The organism is Bacillus sp. T2.9-1 (assembly GCF_950097965.1).
Classification (GTDB): Bacteria; Bacillota; Bacilli; order Bacillales; family Cytobacillaceae; genus Niallia; species Niallia hominis.
This window is the reverse complement of sequence record NZ_CATNHG010000073.1, coordinates 59214-76228: the sequence shown is the minus strand read 5'-3', so window position 1 is coordinate 76228 and position 17015 is coordinate 59214. Positions and strand designations below refer to the sequence as shown.

Below are 17015 nucleotides of genomic sequence, written 5' to 3'. Positions count from 1 at the left end.
CCTCAAGAGTCATTCTTTGGTCATTTAAAAGATGATGTGGACTATCAATCTTGTAAATCCTTAAAAGAACTAAAGGCAAAAATAAATCATTACATGGTTTACTATAACAATTATCGATATCAATGGAATTTAAAAAAGATGACCCCTATTCAATATAGGAACCATCTTCTCGTTGCTTAATCTCTTTTTTTATTGTGTCCTTGACATGGGTGCCAGTTCAATACACATCTTTTTCTTATTCTATGTACTGAGAGGCAAGGATGTTTATTAAATCTTCCATTTCATTCGTTTTTCCTCTTGCCATTAAGCTCTCTACGGCAGCTTTTGCATCTTGATCATTAAATAAAATCTGGAATAAAGCATTCGTAATAGGCATCGTAACACCATATTTTTCTGACAGCTGATGTGCAGCTTTTGTAGTCCGAATTCCTTCCACAACCATACCCATTTGAGCAAGAACTTCATCTAACACTTGGCCTTTTCCAAGCATGTTACCAGCTCTCCAGTTTCTAGAATGGACACTTGTACATGTAACAATTAAATCTCCAATCCCAGTCAAACCTGCAAACGTAAGGGGATTTGCTCCCATTCTTGTTCCCAGCCTAGCCATTTCAGCAAGTCCTCTTGTTATTAAAGCCGCCTTGGCATTATCACCAAATCCTAAACCATCTGCAATACCTGCACAAACTGCAATGATATTTTTTAATGCTCCGCCAATTTCAACACCTATAAGATCTGGATTTGTGTAAACTCGGAAATTATGATTAATAAATAAATCTTGAACAAGTTCCGCTTCGGTCATATTCTTGGAGGATACTGTAACGGTCGTCGGATGTCTAAGACTCACTTCCTCTGCATGACTAGGACCCGATAATACAACAATGCTTTTTCGTTTACTTTCTGGTATCTCTTCCTCGATAATTTCAGAAATACGCATTAACGTTCCTGGCTCAATTCCTTTACTAACATGAACGATTGTTTTTGGTTCATTTACATATGGAAGCAATTGTGGAATAACCTCTCGCATCGCTTTTGTTGGTATAGCTAAAATAATAAAATCTGCATTGCGAACACTTTCTTCTAAAGAAGTAGTTCCGACTACTTCTTTAGGTAAGGTTATACCTGGTAAATATTTATTATTTTGATGCAGATTATTGATCTCTGCAATATTTTTCTCATCTTTACCCCAAATACGAACAGTATGACCATTATCGCCAAGTACTAATGAAAGTGCTGTTCCCCAACTGCCAGCACCAATCATCGCTACAGTTTTTTGAGTTTTCATCTTCTTTACACCTCTATTATTTTCTTTCTCTTGCAAAGATTTTAATCGGTGTTCCCTCAAAACCAAATGCATCTCTAATACGATTTTCTAAAAATCGCTCATAAGAAAAGTGAAGTAATTCTGGATCATTGACAAAAACGACAAAAGTTGGTGGTCCAACCGCAACCTGGGTAGTGTAGTATATTTTCAATCGTTTACCTTTATCGGTTGGAGTAGGATTCATCGCTACAGCATCCATTATAACATCGTTCAACACACTTGTTTCCACTCTACGAGTATGATTTTCGCTAGCAACTTTAATCATCGGTATTAATGTATGAATCCGTTTCTTCGTTTTTGCTGAAAGGAAAACAATTGGAGCATAATCCAGGAATAAGAAATGTTCCCTAATATTTTGTTCAAATGTTTTCATTGTTTTCTCATCTTTTTCTACTGCATCCCATTTATTCACGACAATAATCACTGCTCTTCCAGCTTCATGTGCATATCCAGCAATTTTTTTATCCTGTTCAATAATTCCTTCTTCTCCATCAATAACAACTAAAACAACATCCGATCTTTCAATTGCTCGCAATGCTCGTAATACACTATATTTCTCTGTAGATTCGTATACTTTTCCTTTTTTTCTCATTCCTGCTGTATCGATAATAACAAACTTTTCTCCGTTAACCGTTACCTCAGAATCAATTGCATCTCGAGTAGTACCAGCTACATTACTAACGATTACTCGATCTTCTCCTAACATTGCATTAACTAAGGATGATTTCCCTACATTTGGTCTCCCAATAAGAGAAAATTTAATAATATCATCACCGTAATCCTTTGTATCATGCTTAGGAAAATGCTTTGCAGCTTCATCCAATAAATCACCGAGACCTAAACCATGAGATCCTGAAATTGGAAATGGTTCGCCAAATCCTAATGCATAAAAATCATAGATTTGTTCTCTCATATCCGGATTATCTACTTTATTAACGGCAAGAACAACTGGCTTTTTAGCTTTATACAATATTTTTGCAACTTCTTCATCGGCAGAAGTAACCCCTTCACGACCATTTGTTATAAAGATAATAACATCTGCCTCTTCTATTGCTATCTCCGCTTGCATACGTATTTGATCTAAAAATGGTTCATCCCCAATATCGATTCCACCTGTATCAATAAGATTAAAATCATGGTTTAACCATTCTGCAGAGCTATAAATACGATCTCTCGTTACTCCTGGTATATCTTCCACAATTGAAATACGTTCTCCCACTATCCGATTAAAGATAGTCGATTTTCCTACATTCGGTCTTCCAACTATCGCAATAACTGGTTTAGCCATCGCTATCATTCCCTTCACACATAATCATTCTATCCATGCAACATGATTCCTTAAAAAGATAGTAACTAAGTAATCACAGTGTTAAAGAACATTCTTAAATTATTTATTACCTTTATAACATAAGTACATGAAAATATAGTACTTCCGCTTTTTAGTTTCGTGGATATTAGAATTCTTTATCATTCGAATTTGTTGTTTTTTAGGCTGAAATCACACTCTTATAAGCAAGATTAAAAACAAAATGAAAAACTTATTCCTAAGATTCTAAACATTATGAAACCAATAATCGATTGCTCAAGTAATACCCTTTAACATAAAAATAGTAAAAATAGGGGCTAACCCTAAAATAGAGAAGTAGACCCCTAACTAAAACAGTTTATCAAAGAGATGTTATCCAAGCAACAGAAAACTACATTTTTTTTACAATAATCATCATTTTTATAACTTTTTCACAATGTATGCGCTAATTCGTATATATTGGTTTTTATAAAATATATACGCTCCCTTACACCTGTTCTTTTATAAACTAAATCCAATTGAAAACTTCCTTCTTCATTGGAATACTTTATATAATTTGCATTTAATGCTTTACTATAATATAAACTTCCTCCCCAATTTTATGAGCAATGCCATCTAATATAGCTTCTAGGTTAGTGGCAACATTCTCCATCTCAGTCGTATTTTCACAATAAAACACTCCGTTTCCTGGTGCGACTTTGCTTGGATTAGTTGTAATGGAGGCTAAAATGTATTTTTCTAAATTCATTCTATCTCTCCCTCTCTTTCTAAGCGTTTACTGGGCATCCGAATGGCATTTTCTAACGTTGGCACAGCCCCGATAATACTAATCGCCTTTTTTTCATTTTGTATTTGAGGTAGCACGAATACAGCCACCCTTCCATCCTCTAAATCCCGTTTAGCTAATGGTACTAATGCGGGTGTCCCAGAGTCTCGATAGACACCAAGAGCAGTAGTCACATCATATAGAATTGCCTGCCTCTGTCCTAAATTTGCAATGGTAGTTCTGGCATTAAAATTTTTAGGAGTTAAGATAAAGCCCATTCCATACTTTAAGACTTCCTTCTGCCGCTCTGGCAAACCAATATTCATAATATAAATGGTATCTACATATAGACCCGAATCATCAAACATTGGCTTTGCATATGAAATATCTACAATATCCTTTAATTGACCACCAGACATCAATTTTTTCGCTAAGATTACAGAGATGATTGCTGCGAGAATACCTGTCCATATATTATAAATAATATAGCCAAAGGTGCTTAAAAGACCTGCAAACATTACCAAATAGTTCCTGCTTTCAAAAGCAATAGCAATTCCTTCAATATACGTTTTTCCTCTTGGAACCATTTCGAAACTATCCAACTCCGTAAGCGTGTTTCGTTCCATATTTCTAACCTCTCGAAATTGAGAAGCTGCAACAGTTAAGAAAGTTACCGCTGTATAATCTTTGTTTAAGATTGCAGGAATGGCCACGGAGCCCAGCCCTGCTGCTATGAAGCCTAGTGCGATATGAATAATTTTCCCATGCAAATAAGTAGGATATTGGCGATAATCTGTTCTTAGCATATACATTCTTAATATTGTCCCAACAAATACTCCAAGTAAAATTGGATAAGTAAAGTTACTCATATATTTTTTTGTCTCTCCTTTTCAAGCATAAATACATGCTGTTCCCATTTCACTAGTGTCATTCTTATATAAAAAAGGGATAAGAATCCAACTACACCAGGCATTAAATAGTCAAAAAAGCTCATAGAACCAATATAGTATTCCATCTGATAATTTCTTAAAATGCTACTCAATAATATTTCTCCAGTGCTACTTCCAATTAGCAAAATAAGTATCTGACAGACTATATTTTTATGTAAAAGGATTACTAGGACAAACAATATACTTACTTTAAGCCAAGGTCCTGGAATAAATACCCAGATAGGATCAATGATTGCCATCATTTCATATGTGGCATAAGCTAACATCGTAAAAAAGGACGCTATGATAATATAAATAGTCGTTTTCCATCGTAAACGACCAGTAGAATAAAACGAGATAATTAATATACTTAAAAGTAAAACAGAACAACTTATTTCATGCCACTCCCATTTAAAGGGACTTAAAACAATTGCTATTAATACATAAATGGAATATTTAGTTCGCTTCGGATTATCTTTTTGTAAAAAAAACGTCGTAATAATCCAGATAAACCATGTACAAAATAAAAAGATTGATCCCTCCATTATACTCACTCTCCTAATTCCCATTATGTCTCGGTAGAATGTAATTTAAACGAAAAAGATACACGTAAACAAAGGAAATATGTTGCTATGCAAAAGGAATTTTTTTCATCAAGTAGTTTCGACTATTCTGTAGAATACTAAAAAGAAACTTCCATTAAGGAAGTGAACGGTCCATATCATGAATGGAGTCAATTAATTATTTTGGGAGGTAAATTCTATGGCTAAGGATAGACAGGAAAAAAAATTAAAACAAAGTAACCGAGTAGAGTCTGACCGTGACCAAGCACTTCATTATAATGGTTCAACTCGATTACAAAGTCCTGAAGAAGGCAGATTATTAAACGATAATAAGTAGGCATTGCAAAAAGGGTGACCTAAAAAAATGGCCACCCTATTATATCTTCTTTCTATTTAACGAAACAAAGAAATTAGTTTTTCAACTTTTTCAATTGTTCTCCAATCATATCACCTAATTGGAATCCTTTTGATTCTTCAGGAAGCTCATACACTTCTTCCTCATCCACTTCTTTCTCTGTAAGTTCTTTAATACTTAGTGAAAGGCGTTGGTCTTCTTCGTTAACATCTAAAACTTTCACTTGAACTTCTTGACCTTCTTTTAGCACTTCATGTGGTGTTCCAATATGTTTATGGGCGATTTGTGAAATATGCACAAGTCCTTCTACCCCTGGGAACACTTCAACAAACGCGCCATATGAAACAATACGCTTAACTGTTCCATCTAGTACACTACCTTTTTCAGCCCGATCTGCAATGTTCGCCCATGGTCCTGGCTGTGTTTCTTTAATAGATAAAGATATACGGTCATTATTGCGATCTACACTTAGTACCTTCACATTTACTTCCTGACCTTCTTGAACTACATCTGTTGGGCTAGAAATATGTTCATGGGACAATTGAGAAATATGAACTAATCCATCAATGCCTCCCAAGTCAACAAACGCACCAAAATCAGTAATTCTTTGTACAGTACCTGTTAGTGTTTGGCCAGCTTCAATCGAGTCAAGAAGATTTTGCTTTTGCTTACTTTTCTCTTCCTCTACTACAGCACGATGGGATAGAATAAGGCGGCTTTTATCTTTTTCTAATTCGACAATTTTAAAAGAAATTGTCTTACCTTTATAATCAGAAAAGTCTTCTACATAATGAGCTTCTACTAAGGATGCAGGTACAAAGCCTCTTACACCAAGATCAACAACAAGTCCGCCTTTAACAACATCTTTTACTTCTGCTTCGAAAACTTCACCTGAATTAAACTTCTCTTCAAGTTGATCCCACGCCTTTTTGGCATCGACTTTTCTTTTTGATAAAACAAGGGCATCCTCTTCCACTTTAATAACTTCTAATTCAAGCTTGTCTCCTTCTGACACAACATCACTTGCTTTTTCAATGTGCAAGCTTGATAATTCACTTATTGGAAGTATCCCATCAAGTTTACTATCACTGATTGCAACAATTACCTGTTTTTCTTCTACCTTCGTAATCTGACCATTTACTACGTCTCCAACAGAATAATTATTTACAACTACATCATTTAATTCCTCAGACATATGTACTCCTCCTTCGACTCTACCTGCATAAATATTTGTTTAAAAACATCCAGCAGCTTAAATAAATTTATCATGCATACGAATTTTAAGAATTCTTCTCTTTAAACTTCTTACAAACTTGTTTTTTTGTCAAGCAAGAAACACTAGACTAGTTTTTAAGATTAAGTGGATCTTCTATCTGTTAAAATTAATTGCTTATTTTTTCTCTTGTTAATTCCATGATTTTATCTACTACATCATGAATAGATAAAGAAGTCGTATCGATTTCAATCGCATCATCCGCCTTCTTAAGGGGGGCAACTTCACGTTCTGAATCTAATTTATCCCTTGCAGCAATTTCCTGTTTTAATTGTTCTAAGTCAGATTCATATCCTTTTTCTATGTTCTCTTTATGTCTTCTAATAGCTCTTTCATCAACAGACGCTAAAAGGAATACTTTCACCTCAGCAGTAGGAATCACATGGGTGCCGATATCTCTACCATCCATTACCACTCCACCATTTACTGCAAACATTTGCTGCCTTTTTACCATTTCTTCCCTTACAAGCTTATGCTTCGAAACGATAGAAACAGAGTTCGTTACTTCACTTGAACGAATTTCCTTTGTTACGTCTTTGCTATCTAAGAAAATTAATTGTCCTTGCTCACCTGGGAATAATTCAATCACAGTCTCATTTAACATATTTATTAAATTCTCTTCTTCTTCTAAATTCAATTTATGATTTATTGCCTTATAGGTTAATGCTCTATACATCGCACCTGTATCGATATAAATATATCCTAATTGTTCTGCGACAATCTTTGCAACCGTACTTTTCCCTGCAGCTGCGGGGCCATCAATTGCAATGCTAATTTTCTTTTCCATAAATCCTCCTGAACTACTGGCTCAAATATACCAATTATCTTATTAAAATTCTCCATAACCGTTGTTGGCTTCTAAAGAATATACAATCCTTCTTAAAAGCAGCATCTCATCATTAGGAGAGCTAGCCTTAATTTGGCTTAACTATCTTTTATTTTAACATATTTCTTTTCATTTTTTATCACTAATATCGGCTTATTTATGTAGCATTTTTGTATATAACAATTATAAGAAAAAAAGACAAATTTCTTCATTCATGTTTTATTTTCTTCCAAAAGTCTCAAGAAAGGATATAAAATTGGAATCCATAACTCCTTCATATTGGGTAATGGTTCTTATTTCTGGGATAATATCCCACATATGAAATATTTGACCAACTAAAAAAAAGACGATTTGAAGCAGGATTATCTTTATTATAATTCTTTCTACCGTTTTCATTCGAAGCACTCCTTATACTAGCCACTACTACAATCGTAGAGAAGAAAGTAAAACTTCCTAGCGATCATCAATACGAATTAATCCTATAAAGTTAGTATCGGAGTTTTAGTATTCCTTTATTCAGATTTCAAGCCCTTTCTTTTTTAAGGATAATTGGCGGTCAAAACTAAATCTTAACATCGACTGACGATCCACTGGCTCAATATCTAAAAATTCAATAGACATTTTATTACTATTTTCATTGTAATCAATGATTTTTTTAATCTCCGCATCTAGATGCAAATAATTATACTCTCCGTTCTGTAAGGGTAAGACTAATGAAACTTTTATCTTACTATTTTCCTCTAAGTATATTTTTTTAGGAACAACAACCGCAGCTCCCCCTGCACTAAAATCTAAAGATACCGTTGTGAATGGCTGAAAGGAGTTCTCTACTTCCATTGGATGAATAGCCATATCAATACTTGTTTCAATCCTTACGAATTGTCTGCGCTGAATTTTAATCATTTGATCTATGCTAGGTAATGAAAGAATTAACACCGGTACATTATTATCTTTTTTTCTTCCGATTACTTCTGAATGAAATAAATAAGCGATTCCTTCATTTGTAACAAAATTCACTCTTAATTGAGCACCATTCATTAAAAAAATCAGCTTATTTGTTTCAAGATGAATAGGATATTCAATATGAAGGGATTTTTCCTCCATTCCTAAAACACGGCTTTTATATTGATCAACTTTTTTTTCTCCATGAATCGGTTCAATAATTAATGTATCTCCAATTGAAATCACTTATCTCACACTTTCCTTTTTTTGGCTTCTATCTACCTTTATTATGTACTTTATTTTTATTTAATTGTAGCACTTCTATCCGTAAATAGTTCTTAGGACTCATAAATATACTCTATACACTGAACTATATACCTACTTTTCATGTATCATTATTGCATGATTAAATTATATTTGGCAATACCACCTTATGGAGCGTCTTACTGAAGTTTAAGAATAAGAGAAAAAAAGCTGTCAACCTTCTCCTTTTTAGAGCCTGTTGACAGCTTTTTTATTTTTATTATACTACTTCTTCATAAACTGGTTCAGCATTCTTTAATTTTTCAACTTTTTCTTCAGTTCCACTATCGGCGTTAATATAAATCCGATAAGTATCTTCTCCTAATGTTCCAATAAATTCATAACATAACACTTCTTCATTAAGATCATTAAGGATTATTGCTAATCCATCATCCATAATATTAACCTGTTTGTTGATTTTCTTTAATGCATCTTGTTTAGATATCACCGGATCTTTTATTTCTCTTTCTGTATTTGCTATTAAATAATCCTCTGCTGCAAAGCCAATGATATTTCCATTATCTAATGCAACTTTCATTTTTATGCTATCTGGATATATTTTTACTCCATCGACTTCTGTTACAAAATTAAACACACCAATGTTTTCATACTGCATACTTTCAAATAAAGCTAAGTTTTTAAAGTTATGATCCTTTAAAAATTTCACAGCATTATTATTCGCTTCATTAAGGCTAATTTTATCTTTTTTTACATCCCGAGAAACAATCGACCATATTGGATATCCACCTTGTTTTGTTATATCCATATTGGCTTCTATATCTGTACCTTTTTCCTTTAATGTTACACTATAGAATCCATAATTTGAACCTTCTCCACTTTCAGTGACTTTCACATCTACAGGATTTTTAAATTCAGCAAATTCTTTTGCAATATTTTCTGCTTCTTTTTCAGAAATCTTCTTTCCTTTTAAATGTTTGAAGTTTTCGTCCTTTTTTTCCATATTAACATTTGTTACTCCAAAACTTGTTTCCTGATAACCTTCCACTTTATTTTCTACGGTTTTCAAACCATCAATAATGGTATTATCTAACTGCTTATCTGTGGCTAATGCCATTTCAACATCCATCCAGCGGAGATTATTTTCCAGAACTAGATGCTGAACATTTCGTAATTCATCTTGGATATCTGCTGCTTCTTTATACAATTCATCTAATTTCTTATATTCATCATCAGATAATGGTTCTGAATTTAAATCTCTTACAGCAGTACGGTAACTAAAGTCACCAATGTTTGCTAGGAATTCTTCTGTTTTATTAAATGGTAGCAATGTTAATGGCAACTGTCCCACATCTGAATGTGCTTCAGATGTAATTCTCCATACTTCTGCCAATGCAGGAGAAAGAGATTCTTGTGAATTCATTGCTAATGTTGTACCAATTTGGTCATGAAGTAAATCTACTTGATACGTTAAATCATGGAAAGCCCTTTGATAGTTATTCTCTGCATTTAATAATACTGCATTTTTCTCTTTGTGTTCTTGATAGCCCCAGTAGGCTACTCCTGCTATCCCAAGTGTTAATACTCCTATTAATATTCCTCTTAACATTCATCTCACCCCACTATTTACAAAATATGTGCTTACCTATTTGTTTAATTTGTGGTCGACCCCAAATCCATGCACTAGTTGCTGTATCCGGATTAAAATAATACAAAGCATGACCCGTTGGATCCCATCCATTTATCGCATCTAATACTGCTTCTTTTGCTCTTTCATTAGGAGTTAGCCATATTTGTCCGTCAGCAACCGCTGTAAACGCACGTGGTTCAAAAATGACACCAGAAACAGTATTAGGAAATGTAGCACTATTAACTCTGTTTAGAATTACTGCTGCAACAGCTACTTGGCCGACATATGGCTCACCTCTTGCTTCACCATATACTGCATTAGCCATTAATTGAATATCATTTTGTGAAAATCCACTTGGTACGTTTGCTGCAGTTGGTTCTTTCCCTGTAGTATTTTCGCCACCATTTGTATTAGTTGTATTTTGTGGTGCTGGAGTGTTATTATTCTCTGTTGCAGTACCTCCCTCACCAGCACTTGTCCCCGTACCATTCTGGTTTCCAGAAGTATTATTTTTCGGGGTTGCTTGGCCACCATTACTTGCTTTCTTCTGTGTATCACTTTGCTTCTTAGCTGTATTATTACTTGGCTTTTTCTCCGTTTTAGTATTAGGTTTTTTTGTTTGCTTTTGCGTTGTCTCTTTCTTAGCAGACGGAGTCTTTTGCTTTTCTAAATCAACTCCACCATAATGGGAGAACTTTTTTCCACGGTTAATTTGTTCTTTTACAAACTGTTCATTATATTTGGTTGCACGAAGTAGCTTATCTTTCGTCTTAGTGCCAGCTAAACCATCAATTGGCAATCCGAATTCATACTGAAAGTTTCTTAATGCCCAATATGTTTGCCAACCAAAAACACCATCAATCTTTCCATTATAATAGCCTACGTATTGCAGTCTAGCCTGTAATTCAATAACATCATCCCCTACAGCACCATGCTGTATAACTTGTTCAGAAAATGCATGCACTTTTTGATCATGAAAAGGGAATGCTAGTAGTTCTAACAAAACAAAAAGGATGACCGATATTTTTGTGAGTAAAAACTTTTTATTCATGCTTATTACCCCCATAACTAAATACTAATAACATTAACAGTATTTTTTGTAGCAAATGGTTTTTTATACAAAAAAAGTAGAGTGAAGTTATTCACTCTACTTTGTTGCCTTTTTATATTGCCACTCATCCCTATTCCATAGAGGTTTAAGAAACCATTTTTCGCATAATGGTAAATTTTCCCCTCTATTCCTTTATACATTCATGTTCCTGTCATTTTTTGTATAGGTTCATTACTTAACTCTCGAGCACTCTTTACCTTTCGAAGTCCTAGCCACCATAAATAGAGCATAAATGGGGTAATAAAAATCAGCCAAATTTTCTCCCAGGATAATATATAATCATAAACACCATGAAGGATAAAAGGAACAAGTAAAGAATATACCAACCATTTCCCTCTTGGCACAATGAATTTTCCTTTACCAAAATAATAGCCCATAATGACTCCAAATAGTGCATGACTGGAAACAGGGAGCAATGCTCTTCCAATAGCATATTCTAGTCCGTTTGCCACTAGATAAAGAATATTTTCCATGGTCGCAAATCCTAATGAAACGGCAACTCCATACACGATTCCATCATAAGGTTCATCAAAATCAGCATGCTTAACTGCTGTATAAAAAAGAATAAACCATTTAAAAAATTCTTCTAATAGGCTGGTGGTAAACAGTGCACTCCAAATACCTTCTGGAATAACATTCTCTGTTTGTAACACATATTGTATAAACATGATTGGAAAAACAAGTAGTGCGCCTGAAATAAAAGACCGCAAGACCAGTGATATTGGTTCTGAACCATATTGATCTTTTAAATAAAAATAGCTTAATAATGCTAATCCAGGCGCTATTCCGGCTGAAAAAATCGCCAACATGTCAATTCCCCTTTTCCTCTGTTTAAGGAGTATTCGGACCTATCTATTTTTTTCTAGGATCGCTTTGGCAATTTGCTCACCGTGAAATCTTCCATTTTCGATAAAGATTTCATTTGCATCATTTCCTGCCGCAATTACCCCAGCAATAAATATTCCATTCCTATTCGTTTCCATCGTTTCTGGGTCAAATATAGGTCTCCCTGTTTCTTTCTCGATTTCTACACCCATTTTTTTTAAAAATTCATGATCAGGATGATATCCAGTCATCGCAAACACAAAATCATTTTTTATTTCATGAATTTGGTCATTCACTTCATAAAGAAGTGTCGTTTCTTTAATTTCTACGACATTTGCTTCAAATTCCATTTTGATAATCCCTTTTCTCACTAACGATTCAAATTCGGGCAAAATCCATGGCTTGATACTGGAAGAATATTCACTGCCTCTGTATAAAACTGTTACTCTTGCGCCAGCTTTCACTAATTCAATTGCTGCATCTACGCTTGAGTTTTTCCCGCCTATGACCGTTACATTATGATTGAAATAAGGGTGTGCCTCTTTAAAATAATGCATTACCTTTTCTAACTCTTCTCCTGGAACATTCATATAATTTGGATGATCATAATATCCAGTTGCAACGATAATATAGGGAGCAATATATGTTGCTTTTTCCGTTTTTACAATAAATGATTGCTCTTCTGTTTTATTAACTTCCAGAACTTCTTCGAATGCATTAATGCGAAGCTCTTTTCTTTTTGCTACTTCTCGATAATATACTAACGCCTGATTTCTATTAGGCTTATATTGTTCTGTTATAAAAGCTACTTCACCTATTTCCAGCTTCTCACTTGTACTGAAAAATGTCTGATGAGTAGGATAACCATGGATGGCATTTACAATATTTCCTTTTTCAATAATTAGTGGATTTATATTTATTTTCTTTAAAGCGATTGCTGCTGCCAGACCGCATGGACCAGCACCAATGATAATAGCCTCTTCTCTTTTCAAATCGTTCACTCCTAACATTTTACCATAAGGGTAAACTTCCTTAAGAAATCCTTTTCTATTAATGAATATGGAATCGCTATGTGGAAGAAATTTACCCTAAAAAGTGCCAAAATAAAAAATCTCCTACCTATAAGGATAGGAGATTTTTGTAAATTGAGCAATAGATTTAGCCAATTTTATATCCAACCGCGGAATCTAGATGCTTCCGCCATTTTTCTAACCCCCACCATATATGCTGCCAATCTCATATCTACACGACGCATTTCGGCAGTATCATAGATGTTTTTAAAGGATTTGCTCATTACTTTTTCTAATCTTTCTTCTACTTCTTCTTCTGTCCAGTAGTACCCTTGATTATTTTGAACCCATTCAAAATAAGAGACAGTAACTCCTCCAGCTGAAGCTAATACATCAGGAACCAATAATATTCCTCTTTCCGTTAAAATACGGGTAGCTTCCAATGTTGTAGGTCCATTTGCCGCTTCCACCACAATACTAGCTTTAATATTATGAGCATTTTGTTCTGTAATCTGGTTTTCAATCGCTGCAGGAACTAAAATATCACAATCTAATTCCAGTAAATCTTTATTTGAAATTGTATTATTAAATAAATTAGTAACAGTCCCAAAACTATCTCTTCTATCTAATAAATAGTCAATATCCAAACCTTCTGGATCATGCAATGCTCCATATGCATCTGAAATACCAATTACTTTTGCACCAGCATCATGCATAAACTTAGCCAAAAAGCTGCCCGCATTTCCAAATCCTTGTACAACAACTCGTGCACCTTCAATAGATATGCCTCTTCTTTTTGCGGCCTCCCGAATACAAATGGTAACACCTTTAGCAGTAGCAGTCTCTCGTCCTTGTGATCCACCTAATACAAGTGGTTTCCCTGTAATAAATCCAGGTGAATTAAATTCATCAATTCGGCTATACTCGTCCATCATCCATGCCATAATCTGTGAATTAGTAAAAACATCTGGAGCAGGAATATCTTTCGTCGGACCAACAATTTGACTAATTGCACGTACATAACCTCTGCTTAATCGTTCCAATTCCCTAAAGGACATATCACGAGGATCACAGACAATTCCACCTTTCCCTCCACCGTAAGGAAGGTCCACAATTCCACATTTTAAACTCATCCAAATGGAGAGTGCTTTCACTTCTGTTTCTGTAACATTCGGATGAAAACGAATACCACCCTTTGTAGGTCCAACTGCGTCATTATGCTGAGCGCGGTAGCCTGTGAAGATTTTTACAGTTCCATCATCCATTCTCACAGGAATTTTAACTGTCATCATTCGAATCGGCTCTTTTAATAATTCATACACTTCATCTGAGTAACCAAGCTTGTTTAAAGCTTTATGAATTATTGTTTGTGTTGATTTCAAAACATCGTGTTGCTCTTCTACATGATTCTTCTCGTTAGATTTGTTGGCTACCATTAATAAATCCTCCTAAAAAACTACCAGTTTATAAACTGTAGTTCTTCTTTATAAGAATAATTATTTAGCTTCTTTTATAGAATCGAAAACATAAATGATTTTATTATTTCTTGTTTATTTGCTAATTCAAAGCATAGTATACTCTTTTACCTGCAAGATGCAAGAAAATTCGTCAGAAAACTTGATACAGAATCAACTAACACATAAGCTATCTGATTTTGCCAGCTTCAGGCATATTCTCCATCAATAAATCCATTTTTTACTGTGGATAACTGTTTTTTATTTCATATTCTACTACTATCAGTATATTCAATTAAACGATTCTTTGTCCTACCCCACCCTCATTTAATTATCATTAATTCATTTGTCTATAAACTAATTTCTTTACTCGATAAAATTACTTGAGGCCAAACAAAAATGATGGGAAGGATATCCCCATTTCATTTTAACACTTTCAACAGGTTTTACCAATCATCAACTTGTAAATTTTTATGTAGAATATTTTCTAAAATCACAAAAAAAGATAGATGATTTTATTTGCTTTTAAAGCAACTTTATTCTAAAAAACATAAGAATAAAAAGGAAAATCATTCTATCTCATTTATATGTAAAGGAATTTTCGTATATGTTGGTTGCTATTAGCCACAGCCTGAATACACATATCTTCAAACGGGTGTCACCTGTCTAACCGCCCATCCTCGTATGATTCTACGTATACAGGCTGCTTTAGTATTTCTAACAAATTAGAAATACTGTACTAGCGTCTCAATAGCATTATCGCTTATTATCGTATTTCCATATTCTTCAATAATGTATATACTCTTTAAACTACTTTCCCCATACTCACTTAGAATAGCAATCATTTGTTCTTCTTTGTACGAAGAAATATCTGTAAAGCATAAATAATATATTTCATTTAGATTATATAATGAACCGCCAGTAAAATTATTTTGCACTAATTGTTTCCCTGCATCAATAACATCCTCTATATCTATGAATTCATATAATATATCCACTGTTTCTTCTACAGTTACTTGCATCTCTAAAAAACCTTCTGATAAGATTTCTTCTGTATCCAATTCATTTTCTGTTATGGTTAAAATCATTACCATACCTTGAGCTTTCATTGAAAATATTTCAACAGCTACTGATCCATGTATCTCCATATCAAATAAATCATTTGCTTCTTCAAGCATTTCATGAAAAAAATACTGCCACTTTATCGAGTCTTTCCATATATCTTCCTTGGTCAATCCACGTTCATACAGATCATCGGTGGTCAGATGGATTTTAATTCTATTACTATTTAATCTCTCCAAACGCATGACTACGCCTCCTGCTCCTTGAAAAAACTCTTAATGCAGTTTATGAAAAGAAGGAGTAATCGGTGAGTAATATTATTAAGTGAGATTATTTAAAATGAAAAAGCCAACTATTCAAACTGTTGGCTTAAAAAATTATATTTCTTCCTCATTCTGTTTGTGTTGAATTCTAATAATATGTGTTTCTGGCTTTGCCCCTAATCTTAAAGGAATACTTGTTGTGCCGTATCCATTACTAACAAACAAAGTAGTCTTTCCGATTAGCTTTGTTCCACCTAATTCATATGGTCCAAAACCAAATATCCGAATTTGGCCACCATGAGTGTGACCACTTAATACTAAAGAAATTTGATTTTCTTCATCTAATTCTTCGATTATTTTTGGATTATGACTAATTAATATTTTAAAGCTATTGTTCTCTACCTGTTGAAGTGCCGTTTCTAAATCATCATACTCTAACGAATAATCTTCTATTCCAATTAAAGACCAGCCTTCTCCATTTGATGACATAAAAGATACTGCTTTATTATCCAACAAAACGATGTCTTCTTCATTCAACAAACTCTCTAATGCATCCCGATCTATTTCATAATCATTATTTCCCCAGACAAAATAAACGGGTCCAATTTGTTTCAGCTTGCGTAAATTTTCCCTGGTTTGCTCCAAGTTTACCCCCTTTTCTAAAAGGTCTCCACCTATTATTACCAGCTCTGCTACATCAATCACCTCATTGATTATAGTATCGTCAATGGTTCTTCGGTGTATATCCGAAATAAAAAATAGCGTTATTTCATGGATCGATGAAGGAAAGTTAGGAAAGTAGAATAGCTCATATTTCACATTATTCTCATTCGCGATATTTTTCATATAGATAAGGAATGCAATACAAAAAATTACAAGCAAAATAAAGCCGCCCAATAAAAATACCATAAAAACCTCCCCGTATTACCCTTTATGCTGATTCCTTTATTTTAATACAATTTCAGCTTGTTTTACTAATTTTAAGAATACCATTTCCTTTTATTTCGATTAGCTAAATGGAAACAAAATATTCCTATTTTTTAGATTTCACTTGTAAAAAAAGCAAGAAGGAAAAGTTGAGCTTCTATAAAAGAAAGCATATAAATTAATTTCTA

18 protein-coding genes are annotated in these 17015 nt (G+C 33.9%); 2 read left to right on the top strand and 16 right to left on the bottom strand.

What is annotated here, in order from left to right:
* The coding region (locus QQZ16_RS05765; RefSeq protein WP_284561178.1) for an IS3 family transposase at positions 1–180 on the top strand (180 nt) is incomplete at its 5' end.
* 55 nt (positions 181–235) lie between these two features.
* Here QQZ16_RS05765 and QQZ16_RS05760 read toward each other — a convergent pair.
* The 5 genes from QQZ16_RS05760 to QQZ16_RS05740 form a co-directional block, all read right to left on the bottom strand.
* Positions 236–1285 (bottom strand): NAD(P)H-dependent glycerol-3-phosphate dehydrogenase, encoded by a 1050-nt coding sequence (locus QQZ16_RS05760; protein ID WP_235250075.1) that lies wholly within the window; start codon positions 1283–1285, stop codon positions 236–238.
* Positions 1286–1301: 16 nt separating this feature from the next.
* A complete protein-coding gene (der, locus tag QQZ16_RS05755) occupies positions 1302–2612 on the bottom strand; it encodes a ribosome biogenesis GTPase Der (RefSeq protein WP_031538297.1) in 1311 nt (436 codons plus the stop codon).
* A gap of 580 nt (positions 2613–3192) precedes the next feature.
* Positions 3193–3378 carry a capping complex subunit for YIEGIA gene (locus tag QQZ16_RS05750; protein WP_235250060.1) on the bottom strand — a complete coding sequence of 62 codons (186 nt, stop codon included), beginning with the start codon at positions 3376–3378 and terminating at the stop codon, positions 3193–3195.
* The gene (locus QQZ16_RS05745) at positions 3375–4265 is read right to left on the bottom strand and encodes a YIEGIA family protein (RefSeq protein ID WP_235250057.1); all 891 of its coding nucleotides are present in this window, start codon (positions 4263–4265) and stop codon (positions 3375–3377) included. The genes QQZ16_RS05750 and QQZ16_RS05745 overlap by 4 nt, the downstream gene beginning before the upstream one ends.
* A complete protein-coding gene (locus QQZ16_RS05740) occupies positions 4262–4870 on the bottom strand; it encodes a YphA family membrane protein (RefSeq protein ID WP_235250036.1) in 609 nt (202 codons plus the stop codon). Before QQZ16_RS05740 ends, QQZ16_RS05745 begins: the two co-directional genes overlap by 4 nt.
* A 217-nt stretch (positions 4871–5087) precedes the next feature.
* Here QQZ16_RS05740 and QQZ16_RS05735 point away from each other — a divergent pair, with 217 nt between their 5' ends.
* Positions 5088–5225, top strand: coding sequence for a YpzI family protein (locus QQZ16_RS05735; protein WP_065429089.1), 138 nt, complete (start codon positions 5088–5090; stop codon positions 5223–5225).
* 73 nt (positions 5226–5298) lie between these two features.
* Here QQZ16_RS05735 and rpsA read toward each other — a convergent pair whose 3' ends face one another.
* From rpsA to QQZ16_RS05680, 11 genes are all read right to left on the bottom strand, one after another.
* A complete protein-coding gene (rpsA, locus tag QQZ16_RS05730) occupies positions 5299–6438 on the bottom strand; it encodes a 30S ribosomal protein S1 (RefSeq protein ID WP_031538293.1) in 1140 nt (379 codons plus the stop codon).
* 187 nt (positions 6439–6625) lie between these two features.
* The gene (gene cmk / locus QQZ16_RS05725) at positions 6626–7303 is read right to left on the bottom strand and encodes a (d)CMP kinase (protein WP_235250033.1); all 678 of its coding nucleotides are present in this window, start codon (positions 7301–7303) and stop codon (positions 6626–6628) included.
* 258 nt (positions 7304–7561) lie between these two features.
* Positions 7562–7738: a DUF5359 family protein gene (locus tag QQZ16_RS05720; RefSeq protein ID WP_031538291.1), complete on the bottom strand. Its 177-nt coding sequence runs from the start codon at positions 7736–7738 to the stop codon at positions 7562–7564.
* 120 nt (positions 7739–7858) lie between these two features.
* Positions 7859–8530 (bottom strand): flagellar brake protein, encoded by a 672-nt coding sequence (locus QQZ16_RS05715; protein WP_235250022.1) that lies wholly within the window; start codon positions 8528–8530, stop codon positions 7859–7861.
* Between the two features lie 277 nt (positions 8531–8807).
* Positions 8808–10154, bottom strand: coding sequence for a germination protein YpeB (gene ypeB / locus QQZ16_RS05710; RefSeq protein WP_235250009.1), 1347 nt, complete (start codon positions 10152–10154; stop codon positions 8808–8810).
* Between the two features lie 13 nt (positions 10155–10167).
* The gene (sleB, locus tag QQZ16_RS05705) at positions 10168–11226 is read right to left on the bottom strand and encodes a spore cortex-lytic enzyme (protein ID WP_031538288.1); all 1059 of its coding nucleotides are present in this window, start codon (positions 11224–11226) and stop codon (positions 10168–10170) included.
* A gap of 200 nt (positions 11227–11426) precedes the next feature.
* The gene (prsW, locus tag QQZ16_RS05700; protein ID WP_235249986.1) at positions 11427–12095 is read right to left on the bottom strand and encodes a glutamic-type intramembrane protease PrsW; all 669 of its coding nucleotides are present in this window, start codon (positions 12093–12095) and stop codon (positions 11427–11429) included.
* A gap of 39 nt (positions 12096–12134) precedes the next feature.
* Positions 12135–13103: a YpdA family putative bacillithiol disulfide reductase gene (locus QQZ16_RS05695; protein ID WP_235249959.1), complete on the bottom strand. Its 969-nt coding sequence runs from the start codon at positions 13101–13103 to the stop codon at positions 12135–12137.
* Between the two features lie 176 nt (positions 13104–13279).
* Positions 13280–14557, bottom strand: a complete 1278-nt coding sequence (locus QQZ16_RS05690) for a Glu/Leu/Phe/Val family dehydrogenase (RefSeq protein ID WP_235249946.1) — start codon at positions 14555–14557, stop codon at positions 13280–13282.
* 743 nt (positions 14558–15300) lie between these two features.
* Complete coding sequence (locus tag QQZ16_RS05685; RefSeq protein ID WP_031538283.1) at positions 15301–15882, bottom strand: adaptor protein MecA; 582 nt, start codon at positions 15880–15882, stop codon at positions 15301–15303.
* Positions 15883–16014: 132 nt separating this feature from the next.
* Entirely contained in the window at positions 16015–16809 is a 795-nt protein-coding gene (locus QQZ16_RS05680) for a metallophosphoesterase (RefSeq protein ID WP_235249944.1), read from the bottom strand.
* Between the last annotated feature and the right edge of the window lie 206 nt (positions 16810–17015).

Excerpts from the sequence above, each read along its gene's own strand:
- QQZ16_RS05760 (WP_235250075.1), bottom strand. The coding sequence starts at position 1,285 with ATGAAAACTCAAAAAACTGTAGCGATGATTGGTGCTGGCAGTTGGGGA.
- der (WP_031538297.1), bottom strand. The coding sequence starts at position 2,612 with ATGGCTAAACCAGTTATTGCGATAGTTGGAAGACCGAATGTAGGAAAA.
- QQZ16_RS05750 (WP_235250060.1), bottom strand. The coding sequence starts at position 3,378 with ATGAATTTAGAAAAATACATTTTAGCCTCCATTACAACTAATCCAAGC.
- QQZ16_RS05745 (WP_235250057.1), bottom strand. The coding sequence starts at position 4,265 with ATGAGTAACTTTACTTATCCAATTTTACTTGGAGTATTTGTTGGGACA.
- QQZ16_RS05740 (WP_235250036.1), bottom strand. The coding sequence starts at position 4,870 with ATGGAGGGATCAATCTTTTTATTTTGTACATGGTTTATCTGGATTATT.
- QQZ16_RS05735 (WP_065429089.1), top strand. The coding sequence starts at position 5,088 with ATGGCTAAGGATAGACAGGAAAAAAAATTAAAACAAAGTAACCGAGTA.
- rpsA (WP_031538293.1), bottom strand. The coding sequence starts at position 6,438 with ATGTCTGAGGAATTAAATGATGTAGTTGTAAATAATTATTCTGTTGGA.
- cmk (WP_235250033.1), bottom strand. The coding sequence starts at position 7,303 with ATGGAAAAGAAAATTAGCATTGCAATTGATGGCCCCGCAGCTGCAGGG.
- QQZ16_RS05720 (WP_031538291.1), bottom strand. The coding sequence starts at position 7,738 with ATGAAAACGGTAGAAAGAATTATAATAAAGATAATCCTGCTTCAAATC.
- ypeB (WP_235250009.1), bottom strand. The coding sequence starts at position 10,154 with ATGTTAAGAGGAATATTAATAGGAGTATTAACACTTGGGATAGCAGGA.
- sleB (WP_031538288.1), bottom strand. The coding sequence starts at position 11,226 with ATGAATAAAAAGTTTTTACTCACAAAAATATCGGTCATCCTTTTTGTT.
- prsW (WP_235249986.1), bottom strand. The coding sequence starts at position 12,095 with ATGTTGGCGATTTTTTCAGCCGGAATAGCGCCTGGATTAGCATTATTA.
- QQZ16_RS05690 (WP_235249946.1), bottom strand. The coding sequence starts at position 14,557 with ATGGTAGCCAACAAATCTAACGAGAAGAATCATGTAGAAGAGCAACAC.
- QQZ16_RS05685 (WP_031538283.1), bottom strand. The coding sequence starts at position 15,882 with ATGCGTTTGGAGAGATTAAATAGTAATAGAATTAAAATCCATCTGACC.
- QQZ16_RS05680 (WP_235249944.1), bottom strand. The coding sequence starts at position 16,809 with ATGGTATTTTTATTGGGCGGCTTTATTTTGCTTGTAATTTTTTGTATT.